Genomic DNA, 23,894 nt, shown 5'->3' with positions numbered 1-23,894 from the left:
CGCCCGCCGTCACGGATACTGGTTCACGTTATGGAATACGTGATTCTTGCCGTAGTCATCGCCGTGGTCGCCGTCGGCGCGATCGCCGGCCTCGTCGTTTCCGGCAGACGACGCCAGCAGCTGCCCCCGAAGTCGCAGGCGCCGGTCGTCACGGCGCCCCCGACCCCGCAAGAGCCCCAGGTCGGCGAGGAGTCCGCGCCGCCGACCGAGGAGCCCCGACGCACCGTCGAGGAGGTCGAGCTCCCCGAGGCCGAGGCCGTCCCCGAGACGGTCGAGGTCGAGGAGGCCCCGGCCCTCGAAGTCCCCGAGCCCACCGCCGGCCGGCTGGTCCGGCTGCGCTCCCGGCTCTCCCGCTCGCAGAACTCGCTCGGCAAGGGCCTGCTCACGCTGCTCTCGCGCGAGCGCCTGGACGAGGACACCTGGGAGGAGGTCGAGGAGACCCTGCTGACCGCGGACGTCGGCGTGGCCCCCACCCAGGAGCTGGTCGAGCGGCTGCGCACCCGGGTCAAGGTGCTCGGCACCCGCACCCCGGAGGAGCTGCGCGCCCTGCTGCGCGAGGAGCTGGTCGAGCTGGTCGGCAAGGACGCCGACCGCACGGTGCACTCCACCAAGCACGCCGAGGGTCCGGCCGTGGTCCTGGTGGTCGGCGTGAACGGCGTCGGCAAGACCACCACCACCGGCAAGCTGGCCCGGGTCCTGGTCGCCGACGGCCGCAAGGTGGTGCTCGGCGCCGCCGACACCTTCCGGGCCGCAGCCGCCGACCAGCTGCAGACCTGGGGCGAGCGGGTCGGCGCGCGCACCGTGCGCGGGCCCGAGGGCGGCGACCCGGCCTCGATCGCCTTCGACGCGGTCAAGGAGGGCATCGCCGAGGGCGCCGACACCGTGCTGGTGGACACCGCCGGCCGGCTGCACACCAAGACCGGCCTGATGGACGAGCTGGGCAAGGTCAAGCGGGTGGTCGAGAAGCACGGCCCGGTGGACGAGGTGCTGCTGGTCCTGGACGCCACCACCGGGCAGAACGGGCTGATCCAGGCCCGGGTGTTCGCCGAGGTGGTCGACATCACCGGCATCGTGCTGACCAAGCTGGACGGCACCGCCAAGGGCGGCATCGTGGTCGCGGTCCAGCGGGACCTGGGCGTCCCGGTGAAGCTGATCGGTCTGGGGGAGGGCGCCGACGACCTGGCGCCGTTCGAGCCGGGTGCCTTCGTCGACGCGCTGATCGGCGACTGAGCCGCAGGCCCCGGCACCGGTTCGGCTTCGAGGCCGGGCGTGGTCCGGCCGTGGTCCCGGTTCCGGTTTCGGTTCAGGAAGGGTCCGCTCCGTGAGGGGCGGGCCCTTCGCCGTGTCCGCTACGAGGCCAGCCAGGCCGGTTCGGCGGTGCGCTCGCGGCTGCGGTGGCAGGCGTAGGCGAGGGTCCCGAGCAGTAGCCGGGCCTCGGGCGGGCAGCCGGCGTTGTCGCGGTTCGGACGGCGCAGCCAGCGCACCGGGCCGAGGCCGCCGAGCACGGTGGGCGGCGCGGCCACGTAGCTGCCCTCGCCGTGGCAGGCGAGGTCGAGGGCGGCGTCGTCCCAGCCCATCCGGTACAGCAGGTCGGGCAGCCGACGGGCGGTGCCGGCGGCCACCAGGAACTGCAGTCGGCCGGTGGGTGCGGCGAGCACCGGGCCCACCTGGGTGCCCATGCGCTCCAATCGGACCAGCGCCTGCAGACCGGCCTGTTCCGGGACGTCCAGGACGTCGAAGGCGCGGCCGGTCGGGAACAGCACGGGTGCGTCCTCGCCGGTCGCTCCCACGCTCTCGCCGCCGGTCGCGGAGTGCAGACCCGGGGCGGCGCAGCGCGGGGTGCCGCAGTGACAGCGGGCCGGGGTGGTGGCGCCGCTCGCGGTGCCGGCGGTGACCGCCCAGCCCCAGCGGCCGGTGTACTCCGCGGCCGCCTGGGACGCGGTGACCCGGCTGCGGCGGCGCGCGCCCAGCGGTGCCAACCGCAGGTGCCCCAGTCGAAGTTCGCCGAACAGGTTGTCCATGCCTCCCCCAACAGGTTCTCGTTGCCGGTGGTTACGGGATGGTGACTGTGTGTTGATTCTCTGTTGCGTCGTGCGGTGTGCGGTGGCGGCGCGCAGCGCGTGGCGTGCGCCTGTTGTGGTGGTGCGCCTCGGGCGCCGCCTTGTGGCGGGCGGGGCCGATGCCGGATCGTCGTGTGCGCGGGGCTGCCGTCGATCAGGGCGGGCTGCAAACTCGCCTGTGACTGCTGTGTGTTGCCGTTGTTGCCGAGGCGCCGTTTCGGACTTGGCGGCCCGCATATGCCGGACCGTCGGGACTTCCTAGTGAAGCGTGTGACGTCCTGCTTCGGTTCACTCCTGGGGGTGGCGAAAGGTGGCGTTTCGCCAGGGCCGCTCCCCCGGACGGCTCAGGGGGCATTACCTTCAGCACGCGGACCGCGTCGGGGAGTTCACTCCAGGCCCTGTGGGGGCGGGAGTTGGGGGATCTGACGCACCGTCCGCGAGGATGGCACACCAGTACGACAACACGGTTACGACAACACGGTGCGGCAGCACCTCTCAGGTACGGCACGTCTGGCAAGAAGCCCGCAACCGTCGGGCGGTCACGATCGGGGCCCCGGACCGGGGCCGGGCGGGATGGGGACGTTCCCATGGCAGAGAAGCAACCCAACGAGAAGCTGAGCACGTGGTTCGCCCTCAGTGGCTGGTCCAAGGGCGAGCTGGCCCGCCAGGTCAACCGCAGGGCCCGCCAGATCGGCGCCCACCACGTGTCCACCGACACCTCGCGGGTGCGCCGCTGGCTCGACGGCGAGCAGCCCCGCGAGCCGATCCCCAAGATCATGTCGGAGCTGTTCTCCGAGCGCTTCGGCTCGGTGGTCTCCATCGAGGACCTCGGCCTGCGCGCCGCCATCCCGGTCTCCACCGTGGGCGGCGGCGTCGACCTGCCGTGGAGCGCCCCCCAGACCGTCCAGCTGATCAGCGACTACTCCCGCAGCGACCTGATGCTCAACCGGCGGGGCTTCCTCGGCACCTCGCTCGCCCTGACCGCCGGCGCCGCGCTGATCGAGCCGATGCAGCGCTGGCTGGCCCCCGGCCCGAACGGCACACCCACCCCGATCCTCACCGCGGCCAACGGCGGCGAACCGTTCACCGGCCGGCTCTCCGAGCCCGAGCTGGAACTGCTGGAGCAGACCACCGTCATGTTCCGCCAGTGGGACGCCCAGAACGGCGGCGGGCTGCGCCGCAAGGCGGTCGTCGGCCAACTGCACGAGGTCACCGACCTGCTCCAGGAGACGTACCCCGAGCAGACCACCAAGCGGCTGTTCCGGCTCACCGCCGAGCTGGCCCACCTGGCCGGCTGGATGTCGTACGACGTCGGCATGCACCCCAGCGCGCAGAAGTACTACGTGCTGGCGCTGCACGCCGCCAAGGAGGCCGGCGACCGCCCGTTCGGCGCGCTGATCCTCACCGACATGAGCCGCCAGATGATCCACCTCAACCGGGGCGAGGACGCCCTGGAGCTGATCCACCTCGCCCAGTACGGCAGCCGCGACACCGCCACCCCGCGCCAGCAGTCGCTGCTGTACGCGATGGAGGCGCGCGCGTACGCCACCATCGGCGAGGTGAACCGCTGCGCCCGGGCCGTCCGGCTGGCCGAGGACACCTTCACCGACATCCGGGAGGGCGACGGCGACCCGGACTGGCTGAAGTTCTTCTCGCCGGCCGAGCTGAACGCCGAGAACGCGCACTCCTTCCGGGACCTCGCCTACCACTCCGACCAGGCCGAGCTGTACGCCTCGATGTCCGCGCCGGTGATGGAGCGGGCGGTCGACCTCTTCCGCCAGGACGGCGACCACGTCCGGTCCTACGCCTTCAACCTGATCGGCATGGCCAGCGTGTACCTGCTGCAGAAGGAGCCGGAGCAGGCCGCGGTGATGGCCGAGCAGGCGGTGGACATCGCCACCAAGGTCCGCTCCGAGCGGCTGAACTCGCGGGTGCGCAAGACCACCGAGGCGGCCTCGGCCCGGTACCACGGCGTGGACGCGGTCAGCCGGCTGAAGGAGCGCGTCGTCCAGGACATCCCGGAGTACGTCTCGGTGGTCTGACCGGCTCCGCGAGGGCCTTGGCGCTGGCCTGCTCGGGCCATTTCGGGCCCTTTTTTCGGGGCCTCCCCAGGACTCCGCCGACCGTGACGGCCGCCGCCGCCACGGTCGGTGGCGTTTCCGGTACTCCTCGTGCCGCGCGGCGGCACGGTAGCCGATCGCGCACGGCGGCGCGGCCGTGGTTCACGTAGGCGTAACCCCTGCGTCGCCGTCGTCACGGCCGTGAAACAACGGGCCGCATCGGCCGAAACCCGCCTTCGGCACTCTCCTCTCATCGCCGACACCCCGGGTGGCACGGGACAGGTATCCCGGGTGTGGAGCGGCTTCCATTCATGAGGAGACGCCGATGCCGGACGGCTTCAGCGCGGGCGATACCGCCTTCGTGCTCATCAGTGCGGCCCTGGTCATGTTGATGACCCCGGGCCTGGCCTTCTTCTACGGGGGCATGGTCAGGGTCAAGAGCGTGCTCAACATGCTGGCGATGAGCTTCATCTCGCTGGGCATCGTCAGCGTCCTCTGGGTCCTCTACGGGTACTCGCTCAGCTTCGGCCCCGACGCGGGGGCCGGCCTGATCGGCAACCTGGACTTCATCGGCATGCACGGTGTCGGCCTGAACGACCTGACCGGGACGATCCCGGTCACCGCGTTCTCCGCCTTCCAGCTGATGTTCGCGATCATCACCCCGGCGCTGATCAGCGGCGCCATCGCGGACCGCGCCAAGTTCACCGCCTGGGGCCTGTTCATCGCGCTCTGGGTGACCGTGGTCTACTTCCCGGTCGCGCACTGGGTCTTCTTCTTCGACGGCGGCCAGGGCGGCTGGCTCGGCGACCGCAACGGCGTGATCGACTTCGCCGGCGGCACGGCCGTGCACATCAACGCCGGTGTCGCGGGCCTGGCCCTCTGCCTGGTGCTGGGCAAGCGGGTCGGCTTCCGCAAGGACCCGATGCGCCCGCACAGCCTGCCGCTGGTGATGCTCGGCTCCGGGCTGCTCTGGTTCGGCTGGTTCGGCTTCAACGCGGGCTCGGCGCTGGCCGCCAACGGCGTCGCCGCGATGGCGCTGGTCAACACCCAGGTGGCCACCGGGGCCGCGCTGATCGGCTGGCTGATCTACGAGAAGCTGCGGCACGGCGCGTTCACCACGCTGGGCGCCGCCTCGGGTGCGGTGGCCGGACTGGTCGCCATCACCCCGGCCTGCGGCTCGGTCAGCCCGCTCGGCGCGGTCGCGATCGGCCTGATCGCGGGCGCCGTCTGCGCCGCCGCGATCAGCCTCAAGTACCGCTTCGGCTTCGACGACTCGCTCGACGTGGTCGGCGTGCACGCGGTCGGCGGGGCGGTCGGCTCGCTGCTGGTCGGCCTGTTCGCCACCGGCACGGTCGGCCAGAGCGCCAAGGGCCTGTTCTACGGCGGCGGCCTGGAGCAGCTCGGCAAGCAGGCGATGGGCGTGGCCGTGGTCGCCGCGTACTCCTTCGTGCTCTCCTGGCTGCTCGCCAAGGCGATCGACAAGACGGTCGGGTTCCGGGTCGCCGAGGAGGTCGAGGTCGCCGGCATCGACCAGACCGAGCACGCCGAGTCGGCGTACGACTTCAGCGCGGTGGGCGCCAGCCTGGCCAGGACCACCCCGGCCCCGGCCGTGGCCGTGGTCGCCGCCCCCGCCCCGACGGCCGGTACCGCGGCCGGTAACGGATCACGCACCGAGAAGACCGAGGTCGACGCCTGATGAAGATCATCACCGCGGTCATCAAGCCGCACCGCCTGGACGATGTGAAGGCCGCCCTGCAGGCCTTCGGCGTGCACGGACTGACCGTGACCGAGGCCAGCGGCTACGGCCGCCAGCGCGGACACACCGAGGTCTACCGGGGCGCGGAGTACACCGTGGACCTGGTGCCCAAGGTCAGAATCGAGGTCCTGGTGGAGGACGAGGACGCCGAGCAGCTGATCGACGTCCTCGTGAAGGCCGCCCGGACCGGCAAGATCGGCGACGGCAAGGTCTGGAGCATCCCGGTCGACACCGCCGTCCGGGTCCGGACCGGCGAACGCGGCCCCGACGCCCTCTAACATCGGCTCCACTCGAACACCGCAGGCGGGCCTGCGACCGGTCCACGGTCGCCGGTCCGCCGACGGCGTATCAGCGGCTCCTGCTCAACCGGACGACGGACGGGGAGAACCAATGACCACCGAAGCCGACCCGCCCTTCCCGCCCGCAGGCGGGCGGCAGGGGTCCCCCGACCACGGCCTCCCCGACCAGAGCCCTTCCGACCAGAGCCCGTCCGACCACGGCCTCCTCGACCACACCGCCGCCCGGGCCGCGCTGCTGGCCGCGCCCGGCCCCGGCGGCAGTGCCCGCCGGGCCGCCCTGTCCCGGCTCACCGACGAGTGGCTGGCCGGTCTGCTGGCCGAGGCCGGCCACCCGGCCGGGGTCGCCCTGGTCGCGGTCGGCGGCTACGGCCGCGGTGAGCTCTCCCCGCGCAGCGACCTCGACGTGCTGCTGCTGCACGACGGCCCGCTCGACCCGGCCCTGCCCGAGCGCATCTGGTACCCGGTCTGGGACACCGGCGCCGCCCTCGACCACTCGGTCCGCACCTTGGCCCAGGCCCGTGACGTCGCCGCCGCCGACCTCAAGGCGCAGCTCGGGCTGCTGGACGCCCGCCACATCGCCGGCGACCCGGCGCTCACCGCCGCCCTGCGCTCCGCCGTCCTCGCCGACTGGCGCGCCGGCGCCCCCCGGCGGCTGCCCGAGCTGCGCGAACTCGGACGCGAGCGGGCCGAGCGCCACGGCGAGCTGTCCTTCCTGCTGGAGCCCGACCTCAAGGAGGCCCGGGGCGGCCTGCGGGACGTCGTCGCGCTCAACGCCATCGCCGCCACCTGGCTGGCCGACGCCCCGCGCGACGGCCTGGAGGCCGCCGCACTCCGGCTGGCCGACGTCCGCGACGCCCTGCACCTGGCCACCGGCCGCGCCACCGAACGGCTCAGCCTCCAGGACCAGGACCAGGTGGCCGAACGGCTCGGGGTGCTCGACGCCGACACCCTGCTGCGCCAGGTGTACGAGGCCGCCCGCACCATCGCCTACGCGAGCGATGTCACCTGGCGGGCGGTGGACCGGGTGCTCGCCGCCCGCTCCGCCCGGGGCCGGCGCTCCTCACGGCTGTCCTTCCCGTTCACCGGGGCCGGCCGCGGCTCGGGCGCGGTGGCCCGGGGCACGGTCGACCGCCGCCCGCTCGCCGAGGGCGTGGTGGAGCAGGACGGCGAGGCGGTGCTCGCCCAGGGCGCCCGCCCGGCCGCCGACCCGGTGCTGCCGCTGCGCGCCGCGGCCGCCGCGGCCCAGAACGGGCTCACCATCTCGTACGCGACGGTGCGCCGGCTGGCCGCCGAGTGCCGGCCGCTGCCCGTGCCCTGGCCGGACGAGGCGCGCGAGCAGCTGGTCACCCTGCTGGGCGCGGGCGAGGCCTGCATCCCGGTCTGGGAGGCGCTGGAGGCGGAGGGCCTGATCACCCGGCTGCTGCCGGACTGGGAGCGGGTGCGCTGCCGGCCGCAGCGCAACGCGGTGCACCGCTGGACGGTGGACCGCCATCTGGTGGAGACGGCGGTGCGCGCCGCCGCGATGACCCGCCGGGTGTCCCGGCCCGACCTGCTGCTGGTCGCCGCCCTGCTGCACGACCTCGGCAAGGGCTGGCCGGGGGACCACAGCGAGGCGGGCGAGGTGATCGTCCGGGACGTGGCCGTGCGGATGGGCTTCGACCGGGAGGACACCGAGACCCTGGCGGTGCTGGTGCGCCACCACCTGACCCTGGTCGACACCGCGACCCGGCGGGACCCGGACGATCCGGCCACCGTGGAGGCGATCACCAAGGTGGTCGCCGACCTGCACCAGCTGGAGCTGCTGCACGCGCTGACCGAGGCCGACGCCACCGCGACCGGCCCGGCGGCCTGGAGCAGCTGGCGGGCCTCGCTGGTGGACGGGCTGGCGGCGCGGGTGGCCGCCCAGCTGGCGGGCGGCGGGACGGACCAGGCCCCCGGCTCGGGGGGTCCGCACACGGCGGACGCCGAGCCGACGGCCGAGCAGGAGCGGCTGGCGGTGGAGGCCGCCCGGACGGGTGGGCCGGCCCTCTCGCTGCTGGCCCAGAGCGGCCCGGACGGCGGCGCCCCGTACGGCGGTGTCCCGTACGGCGGTGTCCCGTACGGCGGTGCCCCGTACGGCTCGGGGGTGCCCGGCGAGGCCGTGCAGCACCCCGAGCCGATGGGCGTCGAGCTCACGCTGGCGGTGCCGGACCGGCCCGGCCTGCTCGGCACGGTGGCCGGGGTGCTCGCGCTGCACCGGCTGACCGTCCGGAAGGCGGGCCTGCGGGAGCTGGACCCGATCGGCGCGGGCGCGGTGCTGCTGCTGTCCTGGACGGTGGCCGCCGAGTTCGGCGAGCTGCCGGAGGCGGCCCGGCTGCGGGCCGACCTGCGCCGGGCGCTGGACGGCACGCTGGACGTCTCGCGCCGGCTCGCCGAACGGGACGCGGCGGCCCCCCGGCGGCGCGGCATCCCCACTCCGCCGCCGGTGGTCGCGGTCGCGCCGGCCGTCGTCTCGGCGAGCGCCACGGTGCTGGAGGTCCGCGCCCACGACGCCCCCGGCCTGCTGCACCGGATCGGCCGGGCGCTGGACGGCGCCGGCGTGCGGGTGCGGACCGCGCACGTCAGCACCCTCGGAGCGGACGCCGTCGACTCCTTCTACCTGACCGACGAGGCCGGTCGGCCGCTGGCGGCGCAGCGCGCGGGGGAGGTCGCGGCGGCCGTGCGGGCCGCGCTGGGCTGAGCGCTTCCAGGACGGTCCACCCGGGGGTGGAGACCGTTGCCAGGGCGGCCGGATACCCTTGGGGGCGACGACCGTACTCATACCGATGCCGCAAGGGACCCGCGACGACGTGTTCGACACCCTTTCCGATCGCCTCGCAGCGACGTTCAAGAACCTCCGGGGCAAGGGCCGCCTCAGCGAGGCGGACATCGACGCCACCACCCGCGAGATCCGCATCGCGCTGCTGGAGGCGGACGTCGCGCTGCCGGTCGTGCGGGCCTTCATCAAGCAGATCAAGGAGCGGGCGCTCGGCTCCGAGGTCTCCGGTGCGCTGAACCCGGCGCAGCAGATCATCAAGATCGTCAACGAGGAGCTCATCGCCATCCTCGGTGGCGAGACCCGCCGGGTGAGGTTCGCCAAGAACGGCCCGACGGTGATCATGCTGGCCGGCCTCCAGGGCGCCGGTAAGACGACCCTGGCGGGCAAGCTCGGCCACTGGCTGAAGACGCAGAAGCACACCCCGCTGCTGGTCGCCTGCGACCTCCAGCGCCCGAACGCCGTCAACCAGCTCCAGGTCGTCGCCGACCGGGCCGGCGTCTCCTTCTACGGCCCGCAGCCGGGCAACGGTGTCGGCGACCCGGTGCAGGTCGCCCGCGACTCGATCGAGTACGCCAAGCAGAAGCAGTACGACGTCGTCATCGTCGACACCGCCGGTCGCCTCGGCATCGACGCCGAGCTGATGCAGCAGGCCGCCGACATCCGGGCCGCGGTCAACCCGGACGAGGTCCTGTTCGTCGTCGACGCGATGATCGGCCAGGACGCGGTCACCACCGCGCAGGCCTTCCTCGACGGCGTCGACTTCACCGGTGTGGTGCTGTCCAAGCTGGACGGCGACGCGCGCGGTGGCGCCGCGCTGTCGGTCGCGCACGTCACCGGCCGCCAGATCATGTTCGCCTCCAACGGCGAGAAGGTCGACGACTTCGACGCCTTCCACCCGGACCGGATGGCCTCGCGCATCCTCGGCATGGGTGACGTGCTCTCCCTGATCGAGAAGGCCGAGCAGACCTTCTCTCAGGCCGAGGCCGAGAAGATCGCCTCCAAGCTGCAGGGCGGCGGCAAGGACTTCACGCTCGACGACTTCCTGGACCAGCTGGAGCAGGTCCGGAAGATGGGCTCGATCTCCAAGCTGCTGGGCATGCTGCCCGGCATGGGCCAGATCCGCGAGCAGATCAACAACATCGACGACAAGGACGTCGACCGCGTCGGCGCCATCATCAAGTCGATGACCCCGGCCGAGCGGACCGACCCGAAGATCATCAACGGCTCGCGCCGCCTGCGCATCGCCAAGGGCTCGGGTGTCGGCGTCGGCGAGGTCAACAACCTGGTCGAGCGGTTCTTCGAGGCCCGCAAGATGATGTCCGCGATGGCCTCCGGCAAGGGCATCCCCGGTATGCCGGGCATCCCGGGCATGGGCGGCGGCGGGAAGAAGTCCGCCAAGAAGGCCCCGGCGGCCAAGGGCCGCAAGAAGTCCGGCAACCCGCTGAAGCGCGCGCAGGAGGAGGCCGCGGCCGCCGAGCGCCGCGCCCTCGGCCCGGGCGCGGCCGACCAGCAGGCCCCCGGCGGCGCGTTCGGTCTCGGTGCGGGCAAGGGCCCGGCCGACTTCCAGCTGCCCAAGGAGTTCAAGGACCTGCTGTAGGTCCTGTCGCAGGTCCTGCGGTCGGGTCGCCGGCCGCCCAGGACCGGCTTCGGGCCCGCCACGGCTCCGAACGGCCCGCATCCCGGTACGCACCGGGCGGCGGGCCGTTCGCATGTCCGATGATGGTGCGGTGAGAGTGACGATCAGGGCCCCGAGGGCCGAGGACGAGGTGGCTTACGCCGAGGCGGTCCGACGGTCCGCCGAGCACATCGGACGGTGGAACCCGGTCGAGCCGAACGGGCTGCCCGAGCTCCTGGAGCGCCAGGGGCCGGGCCTGCGGACCTTTCTGGTCGTCGATCAGGGCAGCGGCGGGCTCGTCGGCAAGGTGAACGTCGCCAACATCGTGATGGGCCGGTTCTGCAACGGCGCGCTCGGCTACGACGCGTATCTGCCGTTCGCCGGGACGGGCCGGATGGCCGAGGGCATGCGGCTGGTGCTGGAGCACTGCTTCGCCCCGGCCGCGGCGGGCGGGCTGGGACTGCACCGGCTGGAGATCAACGTGCAGCCGGACAACGAGCGCTCGATCGCGCTGGCGCGGCGGCTGGGCTTCCGGCACGAGGGCTTCACGCCGCGGATGCTGTTCCTGAAGGGCGCCTGGCGGGACCACGAGCGGTTCGCGCTGACCGCCGAGGAGTGGCCGGGCCTGGGGGAGTAGGGCCTGGCCAGGGGGGCCTCGGGCGCGGCGTTGCGGATGGATCACCTGAGCGGATGTCCGTATTGTCCGATGGGTGACCGATCCCGTGCCGCCGCGCCAGACCCCCGACCAGCCCTGGCGGTCCGAGGGCGCCCCGCCCCCGCCGCCTCCGCGCCGAAAGATGCCCGGCGGCTGGATGGGCCTCATCCTCACCGCGCTCGTGGTGTTCCTGATCTCCGACCTGCTGCTGTCCTTCTTCGGCAACGGCGGCGCCACCACGATCTCCTACACCGAGTTCAACAACCAGCTGAACAAGGGCAACATCACCAAGATCTACTCCAAGGGCGACGCGATCGAGGGCACCCTCAAGAGCGCCGAGCCCAAGCCGGACGGCGCCAAGGGCACGTACACCGAGTTCGACACCCAGCGCCCGGTCTTCGCCGGCGACAACCTCTGGACCACGCTGCAGCAGCAGGGCGTCGAGGTCACCGCCGAACCGGTGGTCCAGCAGCGCAGCTTCCTCGCCAACCTGCTGATCTCGCTCGCCCCGATGCTGCTGCTGATCCTGGTCTGGGTCCTGCTCGCCCGGCGGATGGCCGGCGGCATGGGGGCCGGCGCGCTCGGCCGCAAGGCCCCGCCCAAGCCGATCACCGCCGAACCCGGCAAGCGCACCACCTTCGCGGACGTGGCCGGCATCGACGAGGTCGAGGCCGAACTCACCGAGGTCGTCGACTTCCTGAAGAACCCGGAGCGGTACCGCAGGCTCGGCGCCAAGATGCCGCGCGGCGTCCTGCTCAGCGGCCCGCCCGGCACCGGAAAGACGCTGCTCGCCCGGGCCGTGGCCGGCGAGGCCGACGTGCCGTTCTTCTCCGCCTCCGCCTCCGAGTTCATCGAGATGATCGTCGGCGTCGGCGCCAGCCGGGTGCGGGACCTCTTCGCCGAGGCCCGCAAGGTCGCCCCCGCGATCGTCTTCATCGACGAGATCGACACCATCGGCCGCCAGCGCGGCGGCGGCGGTGGCATGGGCGGTCACGACGAGCGCGAGCAGACGCTCAACCAGATCCTCACCGAGATGGACGGTTTCACCGGCTCCGAGGGCGTCATCGTGATCGCCGCCACCAACCGGGTGGACGTCCTCGACCCGGCCCTGCTGCGCCCCGGCCGGTTCGACCGCCGGATCACCGTCAGCCCGCCGGACCGGGACGGCCGTGCGGCGATCCTGCGGATCCACGCCCGGTCCGTGCCCCTGGGCGGCGACGCCGACCTGGGCCGGCTGGCCAAGGTCACCCCGGGGATGACCGGAGCCGAGCTGGCCAACCTGGTCAACGAGGCAGCCCTGCTGGCCGTCAAGCGCGAGCAGGACGCGGTGGGGGAGCGGGACCTCTCCGACGCGCTGGAGAAGGTCCAGCTCGGCGCCGTCCGACCGCTGGTGATGCCGCAGGGCGAACGGGAGCGCACCGCGTACCACGAGAGCGGCCACGCCCTGCTCGGCATGCTCCAGCCGGGCGCCGACCCGGTCCGCAAGATCACCATCGTGCCGCGCGGCCGGGCGCTCGGCGTCACCCTCTCCACACCCGAGACCGACCGGTACTCCTATACCGAGTCCTACCTGCGCGGTCGGATCATCGGCGCGCTCGGCGGGATGGCCGCCGAGCAGGTGGTCTACGGGGTCATCACCACCGGTGCGGAGAGCGATCTGGAACAGGTCACCAACATCGCCCGGGGGATGGCCGGCCGCTGGGGGATGAGCGAGCGGGTCGGCCGGCTCACCGCCGTCCCCGCCGACCCGCAGGGCGCGTACGGGCTGTCCGCCGCGCCGACCACGCTGGACGCGGTGGACGAGGAGGCCCGGCGGATCGTCTCCGAGTGCTACGACGAGGCGGTGCGGCTGCTGACGGAGCAGCGGGAGCGGCTGGACGCGCTGGCGGCGGCGCTGCTGGAGGCCGAGACGCTGGACGAGGAGGGGGCCTACCGGGCCGCGGGGGTGCCGCGGAAGACGCTCGACCAGGCCTGAGCCGTTCGGGTGGGGTTCTGGTCTTTCCTGGGACGCGAGCCTGGGTTTCTGCGGAGGGCTCCGGGGCCGGGGTCGCCGGGGTCGCTGGGGGCGCCGGGGTCGACGGGGTCGCTGGGGGCGTGTGCCGGGTGGCGCACGCCCCCTGCTGTGTGATCAGGCCGCAGGTGATCGACCCCGGGTGGTCAGCGGGGCCGCTCGGCGATCAGGTAGCGGAAGAGGTTCTCCATCCGGACGGTGCCGTCCGGCCGCAGATACGGGTGCAGAGCCTCCTCCAGCTCCTTCGCCACCAGCGGCAGGCCGGAGAACTCCGCCGCCGCCTCGTACAGTCCGGTGGAGAGCAGCCCGCGCACCGCGCTGTCCAGGTCCGGGTACGCGAACGGGCAGCTCACCCGGCCGCTGCCGGCCGGGCGCAGGGCGGCTCCGGCGAGCAGGTCCTCCAGGGCGCCCGGCGTACTCAGCTCGAACGGGTCGCGCGCGGTGGTGCGGCCGGCCATCCGGCGGGCGACGTCCAGGACGGAGGCGCTCTCGCAGCGCTCCGGCGGCCCCCAGGCGGCCAGCACCACGTGTCCGCCGGGGAGTGTCAGCCGGGCGGCTTCGGCCACCACCCGATGCGGATCCGACGATCCCGGCAACTGCTCGAAAACGGTGACGAGCGAATGGGCCGGGCGGGGGACCGCGGCCGCCGACCGGGGACCGGCGCCGACCTGCAGGCTGCGGCCCCGCGCCAGCTCGCGCAGCTCCGCCTCCGGCTCCAGGCCGGCCACCTGTGCACCCCTTCCGGAGGCCAGCAGCAGGGCCAGCCCGGAGCGGCAGCCCAGACCGAGCACGCTGGTCGCCGGGCCCACCTCCAGCCGGTCGTAGACAGACTCGTAGAGGGGCACCAGCATCCGTTCCTGGATCTCCGCCCAGTCCCGCGCCCGGGTCGGTCCGGCGGCCTGCCCGGTGGCCGGTCCGGTGGCCGGTCCGGTGGTCGGTCCGGTGATGCCGCAGGCCGCGGGCGGTGTCGCCGAGTGCGCTCCCGGGCCCGGCTCCGGGTGTGCCGACAGGTGCGCTGCCGTGTGCGCAGCGGTGAGCGCCGTCGTGTGTGCCGTCGTGTGCGCTGTCGTGTGTGCCGCCGGACGCGTCGCGGCGTGCGGGTCGTGCGGGTCGTGCGGGCGTGCGCCTGCTGGTCGAGCACCTGCTGGTCGTGCGGTTGTGCCGGTCACCCGAGCTGAAGCCATCGCGGCCTCCCATCCGGTCCTTCGGTGTCCTGCTACGGCTCCCCCAAAGTCCCGCCCCACTCCAGCGAACAGCGGCTCGGGCGCGGCGTCCAGAGGGGTGCAGGGTGGTGCGCGCGTGTCGCGGTCGTGCGCCCCCTGGCGTTCTGCGGGCCGACGGATCCCGTTCGGTCCCGATGTATCCCGCCGGATTGCGATCCCAGCGGACGGATCGCGAGGGATCGAGCGGATCGCGGGGGATTAGGTGGGATCGCGAGCGATTGGGAGGAATCGGGTGGGATCGCACGAGTGATTGGGCTGGATCGCATGAGGGATCGGGACGGATCGAGCGCAGGATCCTGCGAGGGATCCTGCGAAGGATCGGGATGGATCGGGCGGGCTCGCGCGAAGGACCGGGAGGGAGCCGAGGTATCGGATTCGAAGTCAGGGCCCTGATCCCCGTACCATTCGCCCCATGGCAAAGGCACCCGTTCTCACCCCCCAGGCGGACGACTTCCCGCGCTGGTACCAGGACCTCATCAACAAGGCCGAGCTGGCCGACAACGGTCCGGTGCGCGGCACCATGGTCATCCGACCGTATGGCTACGGCCTGTGGGAGCGGATGCAGCAGGAGATGGACGCCCGGATCAAGAAGGCCGGCGCCCAGAACGCCTACTTCCCGATGTTCATCCCGCAGTCCTACCTGACCAGGGAGGCGGAGCACGTCGAGGGCTTCGCCCCCGAGCTCGCGGTCGTCACCCACGGCGGCGGCAAGCAGCTGGAGGAGCCGGTCGTCGTCCGGCCCACCTCCGAGACCATCATCAACGAGTACTTCTCCAAGTGGGTGCAGAGCCACCGCGACCTGCCCCTGCTGATCAACCAGTGGGCCAACGTGGTCCGCTGGGAGCTGCGCCCGCGCGTCTTCCTGCGCACCACCGAGTTCCTCTGGCAGGAGGGCCACACGGCCCACGCCACGTACGAGGACGCCCGTGAGTACGCGTCGATGATCCACACCGACGTCTACGGCGACTTCATGACCAACGTGCTCGGCATCGACGTGGTGCTCGGTCGCAAGACCGCCAAGGAGCGCTTCGCCGGGGCCATCAACACCCTCACCCTCGAGGGCATGATGGGCGACGGCAAGGCGCTGCAGATGGGCACCAGCCACGAGCTGGGCCAGAACTTCGCCAAGGCGTTCAACACCACCTACCAGCTGCATGGCGCCGAGCGCGAGTACGTCTGGCAGACCTCCTGGGGCGTCTCGACCCGTATGGTCGGCGGCCTGATCATGTCCCACGGCGACGACAACGGTCTGCGGGTTCCCCCGCGCCTGGCCGCCGTCCAGGCCGTGGTCCTCGCCATCAAGGGCGACGACGCGGTGATCGCCAAGGTCCGCGAGATCGGCGCCCGACTGGAGGCCGCGGGCATCCGGGTCGTCGTCGACGACCGCACCGACACCCCGTTCGGCCGCCGTGCGGTCGACTGGGAGCTCAAGGGTGTGCCGCTGCGCATCGAGGTCGGCCCGCGCGACCTGGAGAACGGCACCGCGATGCTGGCCCGCCGGATCCCCGGCGGCAAGGAGCCGGTCGCGATCGACGGCCTGGCGGAGCTGCTCCCGGGCATCCTGGAGGAGGACCAGGCGCTGCTGCTGCGCCAGTCCCGCGAGCGCCGCGAGGCCCGCACGGTGGACGTGAAGACGATCGAGGAGGCCGCCGAGGCCGCCGCCACCGGCTGGGGCCGCATTTCCTGGGCCGACCTCGGCCCGGAGGGCGAGGCCAAGCTGGCGGAGCAGAGCGTCTCGGTGCGCTGCATCATTGCCGCCGATGGTTCGGTGCCGCAGACGGACGATCAGGAAGGCAATATCGCGATCGTCGCGCGAGCTTACTGAGCAGTATTTCCGGTTACCGGTGAAGCCTGTCCAACGGTCTCTCATCAGTTGACATGCCTACTGGCCGGTCAACTGCCGGTATTAACGGAATAGCGGTACGGTGTACGGCCCGTGGCCCTGTCAACTCGACAGGATCACGGGCCGTACGTCCTGGGGGCGACAGCCCGCGCCCGGACGGAATTTGCGTGGCCCGCCGAGCTACGACGGGCCCAAACCTGCAGGGGGTTGGTCTTGCGTCAGATCCGGAGCGCGCAATTCGCGCGCAGTCGTACATTCCTGAGAGTTGCCTGGGAATTCCCGGGGAACGGGAACACGCGGAACATCGGCTCTCACTCCATCGTTGGTCTAGCGTGAGCACGACACAGCCCCTCGTTCTCGCGGCCGAACTGGCCGCCGCCTGGAGCGACATCCAGGCCTTCCATCAGGATCTCCCCGACCTCGCCTCTCCCGAGGCGTTGATCGGCGAGTCCTCCTCGGCCTGCGGGACGCGGCTCGGTTTCGAGCGGCTTCTCCACGAGGCCGCCCACGGTCTGGCCGCGGCCCGGGATATCCGGGACACCTCGCGGGCCGGCCGCTACCACAACCGGCGCTTCCTGCTCCTTGCCTCGGAGCTGGGCCTGGCGCACCCGGTCGAACCGCACGCAAGCAGCGGCTTCTCCCAGGTGACCATGCTCAAGGAGACGCAGGAGCGGTACGCGGAGACCATCGAACGCCTGGATCGGGCGCTCGGCGCCCACCAGGAGGCGGTGGCCGGCGACGGCACGACGCGGGCCTTCCGCGGTCCTGCCGCCCGACACGGCTCCTCCGGGGGTGGCGTCAGGGTCAAGGCGGTCTGCGGCTGCGGGCGCAACGTCCGGGTGGTGCCGTCGGTGCTCGCGCAGGCGTCCATCGTCTGCGGCGCGTGCCAGCAGCCGTTCAAGATCGCGTAGGTTCCCTCGCGGCCCTCTCGCGGCCGTCGCGTTGACGCCCGGGTGGGCCGGGATCCGGTTGACGACTGTGCGGGCAGTGGTTCGGCCGGGGTGATCGGCAATCCATCGGTGTTCCAGTGGTTGGGCTGACCGGGAGCGGGGGCTCCCGGTCGGACCTGCTCTGGGGCCGATCTGTTGTTTGGCGGGTCTGCCGCCTTGCCGGTCTGCTGTCCGGCCGGTCCGGGCAGGTGCCTTCCTGGGTGGGACCCGAGGCCTGTTGCCCGAGGTTCGCGGCCCGGTGACTGTGATGGCCGTGTGAGGGTGCTTCGCGCCGGTATGGCAGAATGGACAGCTGAGTACTCGGCAGCCGAGACAGGACCCCTCTCTCCTACGGCTGGCGTGTCCCTTGAACGGCTCGCCCCGCAACCCCACGCGATGGCGACGCTGTTCACCCACGTCAACACCAGGAGAATCCACTCCCGTGGCAGTCAAGATCAAGCTCAAGCGTCTCGGCAAGATTCGCTCCCCGCACTACCGCATCGTCGTCGCGGACTCCCGCACCAAGCGTGACGGTCGCGCGATCGAGGAGATCGGCATCTACCAGCCGACCTACAACCCCTCGAAGATCGAGGTCGACAGCGACCGCGCCCAGTACTGGCTGTCCGTCGGCGCCCAGCCGACCGAGCCGGTTCTCGCGATCCTCAAGCTGACCGGCGACTGGCAGAAGTACAAGGGCCTGCCGGCTCCGGCCCCGCTGCTCGTCGCCGAGCCCAAGGTCGAGGACTTCTCGCACCTGTTCGCGAAGGCCGTCGCCGGCTTCGAGGACGCCACCACCGGTGTTGCCATCACCCCGAAGGCCAAGAAGTCGGACAAGGCCGAGGCTGACGCCGACGCCGCCGTCGAGGCCTGAGCGTGATCGAGGACGCCCTCGACCACTTGGTGAAGGGCATCGTCGAGCACCCCGACGAGGTGCAGGTGCGCTCGCGCAACCTGCGTCGGGGCAACACCATCGAGGTGCGCGTGCACCCCGATGACCTCGGCAAGGTGATCGGCCGGGGCGGCCGCACGGCGCGCGCACTGCGTACCGTGGTCGGCGCCCTCGGCGGTCGCAACGTCCGGGTCGACCTGGTCGACGTGGACAGCATTCGCTGACGCAGCTGCTCGTTCAGCCGTCAGGCTTGAGGCCGGCCGGGACGCATGTCGTCCCGGCCGGCCTTCTGTCTTTTCCCGGCGGCCGGACCACTCGGGCCTTCCCGCCCTGCGTTCCGCCTCGGCCCGCCCTGTCTTCACCCGCATTCCCCAGCACCAGCACTCACCCAGGAGAACGATCACCGTGCAGCTCGTCGTCGGCAAGATCGGCCGCGCCCACGGCATCAAGGGGGACGTCAGCGTCGAGGTCCGCACCGACGAGCCGGAGCTCCGGCTCGGGCCCGGTGCCGTCCTGCTCACCGACCCCGCGTCGGCCGGGCCGCTGACCGTCGAGTCCGGCAAGGTGCACAGCGGGCGACTGCTGCTGCGCTTCGCCGGCGTCAAGGACCGCAACGGTGCCGAGGCGCTGCGCGGCACCATCCTGATCGCCGAGGTCGACCCGGAGGAGAGCCCGGACGACCCGGAGGAGTACTACGACCACCAGCTGATCGGCCTTGACGTGGTGCTGCTCGACGGCACCCCGGTCGGTGAGCTGACGGAGATCGTCCACCTCCCCTACCAGGACCTGCTCACGGTGAAGAAGCCCGACGGGACGGAGGTGCTGGTGCCGTTCGTCAGCCGCATCGTGCCGACCATCGACCTGGAGAACCAGCGTGCCGTGCTGGACCCGCCGCCGGGGCTGATCGACCCGGAGCAGGCCGACGTCGTCCGGGACGCGGAGGAGGGCCCCGAGGCGGGCCCCGGCGCGGATGCGGATGCGGGCTCGGACGTGGACGTGGATGCGGACTCGGAGGGGGAGCGGTGACCGAGGATGCGACTTCGGCGGTTCCGGCTGTCTCGGAGGCCTCGGCGGCCGGGGTGTCGAGTGGGATGCGGATAGACGTCGTCACGATCTTTCCCGAGTACCTCGAGCCGCTGAACATCTCGCTGGTCGGCAAGGCCCGCGCCCGCGGCCAGCTCGACGTGCACGTCCACGACCTGCGCGGTTGGACGCACGACGTGCACCGGACGGTGGACGACAGCCCGTACGGCGGCGGCCCCGGCATGGTGATGAAGCCCGAGCCGTGGGGCGAAGCCCTGGACGCGGTGCTCGCACAGGGTCCCGAGGGCGAGGTGCCCACGCTGGTGGTGCCCACCCCGAGCGGTCGGCCCTTCACCCAGGAGCTCGCGCAGGAGCTCGCCGGCCGCTCGTGGCTGGCCTTCACCCCCGCGCGCTACGAGGGCATCGACCGGCGGGTGATCGAGGAGGCCGCCACCCGAATGCCGGTGGTCGAGGCGTCGATCGGCGACTACGTCCTGGCCGGCGGCGAGGTCGCCGTGCTGGTGATGGTCGAGGCGATCGCCCGGCTGCTTCCCGGCGTGCTCGGCAACGCCGAGTCCCACCGGGACGACTCCTTCGCCCCCGGCGCGATGGCCGACCTGCTGGAGGGCCCGGTCTACACCAAGCCCGCCGAGTGGCGGGAGCGGACCGTGCCGGACGTGCTGCTCAGCGGCAACCACGGCCGGATCGCCCGCTGGCGGCGTGAGCAGGCCTTCGCCCGCACCCTGGCGAACCGCCCCGACCTGGTGGAGCGCTGGCAGTACGGCTCCTTCGACAAGAAGGAGCGCGAGGCCCTCAGCATTCTCGGGCTGGCCTGGGACGAGGAGCTCGGCCGATTTCGGCCCCTGGCCGTTGATGTGGAAGAATAGGCCGCTGCTGTCTGTCGCTGAGCCCCTCTCGTAGGGGTTACGTGGTCCGGTGCCCCCGCCACGGGGGGATCATCGCCAACCGATGCGGCCCGCAGCTCACCCCATTGTGACGAACTTCCGTGGGCGGCCCGTGGCGCCTGCGATGGAGAGCAACATGAGCAACAAGCTCGCTGCTGTCGACGCGGCTTCGCTGCGTAGCGACATTCCGGCCTTCCGCGCCGGTGACACCCTGAAGGTTCACGTCCGGGTCATCGAGGGCAACCGCTCCCGTGTCCAGGTCTTCCAGGGCGTCGTCATCCGCCGCCACGGCGCCGGCGTCGGTGAGACCTTCACCGTCCGCAAGGTCAGCTTCAACGTCGGCGTGGAGCGCACCTTCCCGGTGCACACCCCGGTCGTCGAGAAGATCGAGGTCGTGACCCGCGGTGCGGTTCGCCGCGCCAAGCTGTACTACCTGCGTGACCTGCGCGGCAAGGCCGCGAAGATCAAGGAGAAGCGCGACCGCTGATCCACCGGCCCCTGGCTCTGCCAGGGGATCGGGACGCTCGACGGGGCCAGGCTGCCGCACGGTAAGCTCACCCCCCGATGAGCACGCACGAACCAATCGCGGACCGCGACGGCAGTCCCGCACCCACGGGTGCGGACTCGCCGTCGCGGTCCGCGGTCGTTTCCGCGGCCCCCGCCGACGGCGGGTCGGAGGCCGCCGGGCGCGCGGAATCCTCGGAGAGGCCCGCCGCCGAGGCCGGGAAGTCGGCCGAGGTGGGGGAGCCGGCCGAGGTGGGGGAGCCGGTGGAGCCCGGGGAGTCGGCCGAGTCGGTGACGTCCGAGCTCGCCGAGGCGCCCGATGAGCCGCTCAACGGGGAGGCCGGCGAGGAGTCCGACGTATCCGAGGAGGATGTCGAGGCCCCGGCCCGCTCGCGCTCGCGGGACCTGCTACTGCTGGTCGGCATCTGCCTGGTGACCCTGCTCCTGGTGAACGCCTTTGTGGCGCGCCCGTTCGCGGTGCCCTCCGGGTCGATGGAGAACACGCTGCACCCCGGCGACCGCCTGATCGCGAACAAGCTGGCGTACGGGTTCGGCGGGCACCCCCGGCGCGGGGACGTGGTCGTCTTCGACGGGACGGGCTCCTTTCTCCGTGAGTCGGATGAACCGGACGACTTCTGGGACGGGCTGCGCTCGTTCGGGCGGGACCTCGGGCTGGCCCCGGCCGGGAACTCGGTCTACGTCAAGCGCGTCATCGGGGTCGGCGGGGACAGGGTGACCAGCACCGGCCCCGGTGGGCGGATCACCGTCAACGGCGTACCGGTCGACGAGTCGGCCTACCTGGCTCCCGGGGACGAGCCCTCGAACGTGGCCTTCGATGTGGTGGTGCCGGCCGGCAGGCTCTGGATGATGGGAGACCATCGCAGCGCCTCCCGCGATTCGCGCGACCACCTGGGCGAGCCCGGCGGCGGGTTCGTGCCCGAGAGCAAGGTGATCGGACGAGCCGAGTGGGTGGTCTACCCGATCGGCCACTGGAGCAGCCTGGACCGTCCGGCGGCCTTCGCCGCGACAGGGGGGACCGGTGGCCATGGGGACCAGAGGTAGAGGCCGGCTGGCCGACCGCCCTGCCGCGAAGGCCTCGGGTGATCCGGCGGCCTCCGCAGGCCGGGCGGAAGTCGCCGACCCGGCAGGACCTGCAGATCCGATGGGATCTGCCGGCGCGGTGGGGTCTGCCGACCCCGGGTCGCCGGCAATCCGGGGGCGGGCGGAACGCCGTCGCACCGCCCGCAAGGCGGCCCGGCGTCGCAAGCGCTCCCTCCTGCGCGAGGTGCCGCTGATCGTCGTGGTGGCACTGCTGGTCGCACTGGTGATGAAGACCTTCATGGTGCAGGTCTTCGTGATCCCCTCCGGTTCGATGGAGCAGACCATCCAGATCGGGGACCGGGTGTTGGTGGACAAGTTCACCCCCTGGTTCGGCAGCGAGCCGGAACGCGGCGACGTGGTGGTGTTCAAGGATCCGGGCGGCTGGCTGGAGGCCGAGCACAAGTCGGAGACGGACGGGCCGGTACTTCGGGGAGCCAAGCAGGTCCTCACCTTCGTCGGGCTGCTGCCGTCGGACAGCGAGCAGGATCTGATCAAGCGGGTGATCGGTGTCGGTGGGGACACCGTCGAATGCTGTGACGACCGGGGGCGGATCAGCGTCAACGGCACGGCGGTGGACGAGCCCTACCTCGCGGCGGGCAACCCGCCGTCCAGGCAGCCCTTCAAGGTGCAGGTGCCGCAGGGTCGGCTCTGGGTCATGGGCGACCACCGCGACGTTTCCGCGGACTCCCGCTTCCACATGGGCAATCCGGGGCAGGGCACCATCCCGTTGAGCGGTGTGGTGGGTCGGGCGTTTGTGATCGCCTGGCCGTTGGACCGGTTCCATCAACTTGATGTGCCAGGTTCACTCTCCTCGCTGGCGCGGGCTCGGACGGACCCCGGAACCGGGCCGAACCCGGTGGCCGTTGGGCCGGTTCCGAAGGAACCTCCGCTCGTTATGGGTGTGTTGGGCATCCTTCCGTTTGTCGTCCGCCGGCTGGGCCGGTCCTCGGAGTAGGGCGGGGCGACCGGAGACCGGCACGGTCGGGCGTGTGGGATCGCCGGCCGGATGCCCGGGAGTGATAGAGAAGTGCTGGAGCGGCCGGTGCGAGATGGCGGCCGCTCCGGAGGCTGTGCCGGTGTCAGACCTGCCCATGACGGGCAACTCTGAGGCGGGCCTACGGTCGGTGGTGCTGGAACGTGGTGCCCGCTGTGCGGCACTGTGAGCGCGGGCGCGCAGGCGTCCGCACAGCTGGGAGGAGACGTTGTGGGGGATTTGGTGATCGGCGCCCGCTCAGGCGCCGGAGAGCCCGAGGGCTCCGGCAGCCGGGCGGCCCGGTCGGCCGAGTCCGCAGTGGCTTCGGCGTCCGCCGAGGACGCGGCGGCCCAGTCCGCCGACGAACCGGGCGACAGCGCAGGCGATGCCTCGGATGCCTTCCGGGACGAGGCGGGTTCGGCGGACGAGTCGGCTGAGGAACCTCCCGCCAAGGAGCAGAAGCAGCGTTCCTTCTGGAAGGAACTGCCGATCCTGGTCGGCATCGCGCTGGTCCTGGCACTTGTGATCAAGACGTTCTTCGTCCAGGCGTTCTCCATTCCGTCGGAGTCGATGCAGAACACGCTTCAGGTGGGCGACCGCGTCCTGGTCGACAAGCTGACGCCGTGGTTCGGCGCGGAGCCCAAGCGGGGCGAGGTCGTGGTGTTCCACGACCCGGGCGGCTGGCTGAACGACGAGCCCGTCCAGCAGAGCGACAACTCCTTTGTCCGCGGCGTTCAGGACGTCCTCAGCTTTGTCGGCCTGATGCCCTCCGCCAACGAGAAGGACCTGATCAAGCGGGTCATCGCGATCGGCGGGGACACCGTCGAGTGCGAGGGCGAGGGGCCGGTCAAGGTCAACGGGATCGCACTCGACGAGCCGTACATCTTCCCTGGCAACACCCCCTGCGGTACCAAGCCGTTCGGTCCGGTGAAGGTGCCGAACAACTCGATCTGGGTCATGGGCGACCACCGTGCGGACTCGCTGGACTCCCGTTTCCACATGGACCAGCCGGGCGGCGGCAGTGTTCCGGTGGACGAGGTGATCGGCCGCGCCTTCGTGGTGGCCTGGCCGATCGACCACTGGGCGACGCTGCCGGTGCCGAGCACCTTCGACCAGAAGGGGCTGTCGGCGGCCGCGCCGCTCGTGCCGCCCGTGGCCGGTGCCGTCGGCGCGGTCGGGATGCTGCCGCTGGTGCGCCGGCTGCGGGATCGGGCGAACCGGCGAAAGCGGTCCTGACCTCCACCGGGTTGG

At 72.0% G+C, this 23,894-nt stretch carries 20 protein-coding genes; 18 read left to right on the top strand and 2 right to left on the bottom strand.

Going from position 1 to position 23,894, the window contains the following annotated elements; genetic code table 11:
• Positions 1–30: 30 nt before the first annotated feature.
• Positions 31–1,230, top strand: a complete 1,200-nt coding sequence (gene ftsY / locus ACIGZJ_RS30415; protein ID WP_392929535.1) for a signal recognition particle-docking protein FtsY — start codon at positions 31–33, stop codon at positions 1,228–1,230.
• A gap of 119 nt (positions 1,231–1,349) precedes the next feature.
• Here the strand turns inward: ftsY and ACIGZJ_RS30410 are convergent, their stop codons facing one another.
• Positions 1,350–2,021 carry a bifunctional DNA primase/polymerase gene (locus ACIGZJ_RS30410; protein ID WP_396460263.1) on the bottom strand — a complete coding sequence of 224 codons (672 nt, stop codon included), beginning with the start codon at positions 2,019–2,021 and terminating at the stop codon, positions 1,350–1,352.
• Between the two features lie 626 nt (positions 2,022–2,647).
• Between ACIGZJ_RS30410 and ACIGZJ_RS30405 the strand changes: the two genes are divergently transcribed.
• The 7 genes from ACIGZJ_RS30405 to ftsH all read left to right on the top strand — a co-directional run bounded on the left by ACIGZJ_RS30405 (position 2,648) and on the right by ftsH (position 13,217).
• Positions 2,648–4,102, top strand: coding sequence for a hypothetical protein (locus ACIGZJ_RS30405; protein WP_396460262.1), 1,455 nt, complete (start codon positions 2,648–2,650; stop codon positions 4,100–4,102).
• Positions 4,103–4,445: 343 nt separating this feature from the next.
• Positions 4,446–5,816: an ammonium transporter gene (locus ACIGZJ_RS30400; protein WP_396460261.1), complete on the top strand. Its 1,371-nt coding sequence runs from the start codon at positions 4,446–4,448 to the stop codon at positions 5,814–5,816.
• Positions 5,816–6,154 carry a P-II family nitrogen regulator gene (locus tag ACIGZJ_RS30395; RefSeq protein ID WP_396460260.1) on the top strand — a complete coding sequence of 113 codons (339 nt, stop codon included), beginning with the start codon at positions 5,816–5,818 and terminating at the stop codon, positions 6,152–6,154. The genes ACIGZJ_RS30400 and ACIGZJ_RS30395 overlap by 1 nt, the downstream gene beginning before the upstream one ends.
• A 112-nt stretch (positions 6,155–6,266) precedes the next feature.
• Positions 6,267–8,894 carry a [protein-PII] uridylyltransferase gene (locus tag ACIGZJ_RS30390; RefSeq protein WP_396460259.1) on the top strand — a complete coding sequence of 876 codons (2,628 nt, stop codon included), beginning with the start codon at positions 6,267–6,269 and terminating at the stop codon, positions 8,892–8,894.
• Between the two features lie 109 nt (positions 8,895–9,003).
• Entirely contained in the window at positions 9,004–10,569 is a 1,566-nt protein-coding gene (ffh, locus tag ACIGZJ_RS30385) for a signal recognition particle protein (protein ID WP_396460289.1), read from the top strand.
• Positions 10,570–10,681: 112 nt separating this feature from the next.
• Positions 10,682–11,224, top strand: coding sequence for a GNAT family N-acetyltransferase (locus ACIGZJ_RS30380; RefSeq protein ID WP_392929548.1), 543 nt, complete (start codon positions 10,682–10,684; stop codon positions 11,222–11,224).
• 73 nt (positions 11,225–11,297) lie between these two features.
• Positions 11,298–13,217 carry an ATP-dependent zinc metalloprotease FtsH gene (gene ftsH, locus ACIGZJ_RS30375; protein ID WP_396460258.1) on the top strand — a complete coding sequence of 640 codons (1,920 nt, stop codon included), beginning with the start codon at positions 11,298–11,300 and terminating at the stop codon, positions 13,215–13,217.
• Between the two features lie 182 nt (positions 13,218–13,399).
• On the opposite strand, the gene ACIGZJ_RS30370 is transcribed toward ftsH, so the two are convergent.
• Positions 13,400–14,104, bottom strand: coding sequence for a class I SAM-dependent methyltransferase (locus ACIGZJ_RS30370; RefSeq protein WP_396460257.1), 705 nt, complete (start codon positions 14,102–14,104; stop codon positions 13,400–13,402).
• Between the two features lie 784 nt (positions 14,105–14,888).
• Between ACIGZJ_RS30370 and proS the strand changes: the two genes are divergently transcribed.
• From proS to lepB (ACIGZJ_RS30320), 10 genes are all read left to right on the top strand, one after another.
• Complete coding sequence (gene proS / locus ACIGZJ_RS30365) at positions 14,889–16,301, top strand: proline--tRNA ligase (protein ID WP_396460256.1); 1,413 nt, start codon at positions 14,889–14,891, stop codon at positions 16,299–16,301.
• Positions 16,302–16,651: 350 nt separating this feature from the next.
• The gene (locus tag ACIGZJ_RS30360) at positions 16,652–17,230 is read left to right on the top strand and encodes a hypothetical protein (RefSeq protein ID WP_387950280.1); all 579 of its coding nucleotides are present in this window, start codon (positions 16,652–16,654) and stop codon (positions 17,228–17,230) included.
• A gap of 460 nt (positions 17,231–17,690) precedes the next feature.
• On the top strand, positions 17,691–18,119 hold the full coding sequence (gene rpsP / locus ACIGZJ_RS30355; RefSeq protein ID WP_392929556.1) for a 30S ribosomal protein S16: 429 nt from the start codon (positions 17,691–17,693) through the stop codon (positions 18,117–18,119).
• Between the two features lie 2 nt (positions 18,120–18,121).
• Positions 18,122–18,361 carry an RNA-binding protein gene (locus ACIGZJ_RS30350; RefSeq protein WP_030306741.1) on the top strand — a complete coding sequence of 80 codons (240 nt, stop codon included), beginning with the start codon at positions 18,122–18,124 and terminating at the stop codon, positions 18,359–18,361.
• 181 nt (positions 18,362–18,542) lie between these two features.
• Positions 18,543–19,163, top strand: a complete 621-nt coding sequence (gene rimM / locus ACIGZJ_RS30345) for a ribosome maturation factor RimM (protein ID WP_396460255.1) — start codon at positions 18,543–18,545, stop codon at positions 19,161–19,163.
• A 65-nt stretch (positions 19,164–19,228) separates the two neighbouring features.
• A complete protein-coding gene (gene trmD / locus ACIGZJ_RS30340; protein WP_396460254.1) occupies positions 19,229–20,047 on the top strand; it encodes a tRNA (guanosine(37)-N1)-methyltransferase TrmD in 819 nt (272 codons plus the stop codon).
• Positions 20,048–20,201: 154 nt separating this feature from the next.
• Positions 20,202–20,552: a 50S ribosomal protein L19 gene (rplS, locus tag ACIGZJ_RS30335; RefSeq protein ID WP_063347674.1), complete on the top strand. Its 351-nt coding sequence runs from the start codon at positions 20,202–20,204 to the stop codon at positions 20,550–20,552.
• Positions 20,553–20,629: 77 nt separating this feature from the next.
• Complete coding sequence (gene lepB, locus ACIGZJ_RS30330) at positions 20,630–21,631, top strand: signal peptidase I (protein ID WP_396460253.1); 1,002 nt, start codon at positions 20,630–20,632, stop codon at positions 21,629–21,631.
• Between the two features lie 223 nt (positions 21,632–21,854).
• Complete coding sequence (gene lepB, locus ACIGZJ_RS30325; protein ID WP_396460252.1) at positions 21,855–22,625, top strand: signal peptidase I; 771 nt, start codon at positions 21,855–21,857, stop codon at positions 22,623–22,625.
• A gap of 249 nt (positions 22,626–22,874) precedes the next feature.
• On the top strand, positions 22,875–23,879 hold the full coding sequence (gene lepB / locus ACIGZJ_RS30320; protein ID WP_396460251.1) for a signal peptidase I: 1,005 nt from the start codon (positions 22,875–22,877) through the stop codon (positions 23,877–23,879).
• Positions 23,880–23,894 lie beyond the last annotated feature (15 nt).

This window comes from Kitasatospora sp. NPDC052868 (genome assembly GCF_044547105.1).
Classification (GTDB): Bacteria; Actinomycetota; Actinomycetes; order Streptomycetales; family Streptomycetaceae; genus Kitasatospora.
This window is presented reverse-complemented; position numbering and strand designations above follow the sequence as displayed.

Bases quoted from the DNA above. Each gene is read 5' to 3' on its own strand.
- ftsY (WP_392929535.1), top strand. From the start codon at position 31: ATGGAATACGTGATTCTTGCCGTAGTCATCGCCGTGGTCGCCGTCGGC.
- ACIGZJ_RS30410 (WP_396460263.1), bottom strand. From the start codon at position 2,021: ATGGACAACCTGTTCGGCGAACTTCGACTGGGGCACCTGCGGTTGGCA.
- ACIGZJ_RS30405 (WP_396460262.1), top strand. From the start codon at position 2,648: ATGGCAGAGAAGCAACCCAACGAGAAGCTGAGCACGTGGTTCGCCCTC.
- ACIGZJ_RS30400 (WP_396460261.1), top strand. From the start codon at position 4,446: ATGCCGGACGGCTTCAGCGCGGGCGATACCGCCTTCGTGCTCATCAGT.
- ACIGZJ_RS30395 (WP_396460260.1), top strand. From the start codon at position 5,816: ATGAAGATCATCACCGCGGTCATCAAGCCGCACCGCCTGGACGATGTG.
- ACIGZJ_RS30390 (WP_396460259.1), top strand. From the start codon at position 6,267: ATGACCACCGAAGCCGACCCGCCCTTCCCGCCCGCAGGCGGGCGGCAG.
- ACIGZJ_RS30380 (WP_392929548.1), top strand. From the start codon at position 10,682: ATGTCCGATGATGGTGCGGTGAGAGTGACGATCAGGGCCCCGAGGGCC.
- ACIGZJ_RS30370 (WP_396460257.1), bottom strand. From the start codon at position 14,104: ATGCTGGTGCCCCTCTACGAGTCTGTCTACGACCGGCTGGAGGTGGGC.
- proS (WP_396460256.1), top strand. From the start codon at position 14,889: ATGGCAAAGGCACCCGTTCTCACCCCCCAGGCGGACGACTTCCCGCGC.
- trmD (WP_396460254.1), top strand. From the start codon at position 19,229: ATGCGGATAGACGTCGTCACGATCTTTCCCGAGTACCTCGAGCCGCTG.
- rplS (WP_063347674.1), top strand. From the start codon at position 20,202: ATGAGCAACAAGCTCGCTGCTGTCGACGCGGCTTCGCTGCGTAGCGAC.
- lepB (WP_396460253.1), top strand. From the start codon at position 20,630: ATGAGCACGCACGAACCAATCGCGGACCGCGACGGCAGTCCCGCACCC.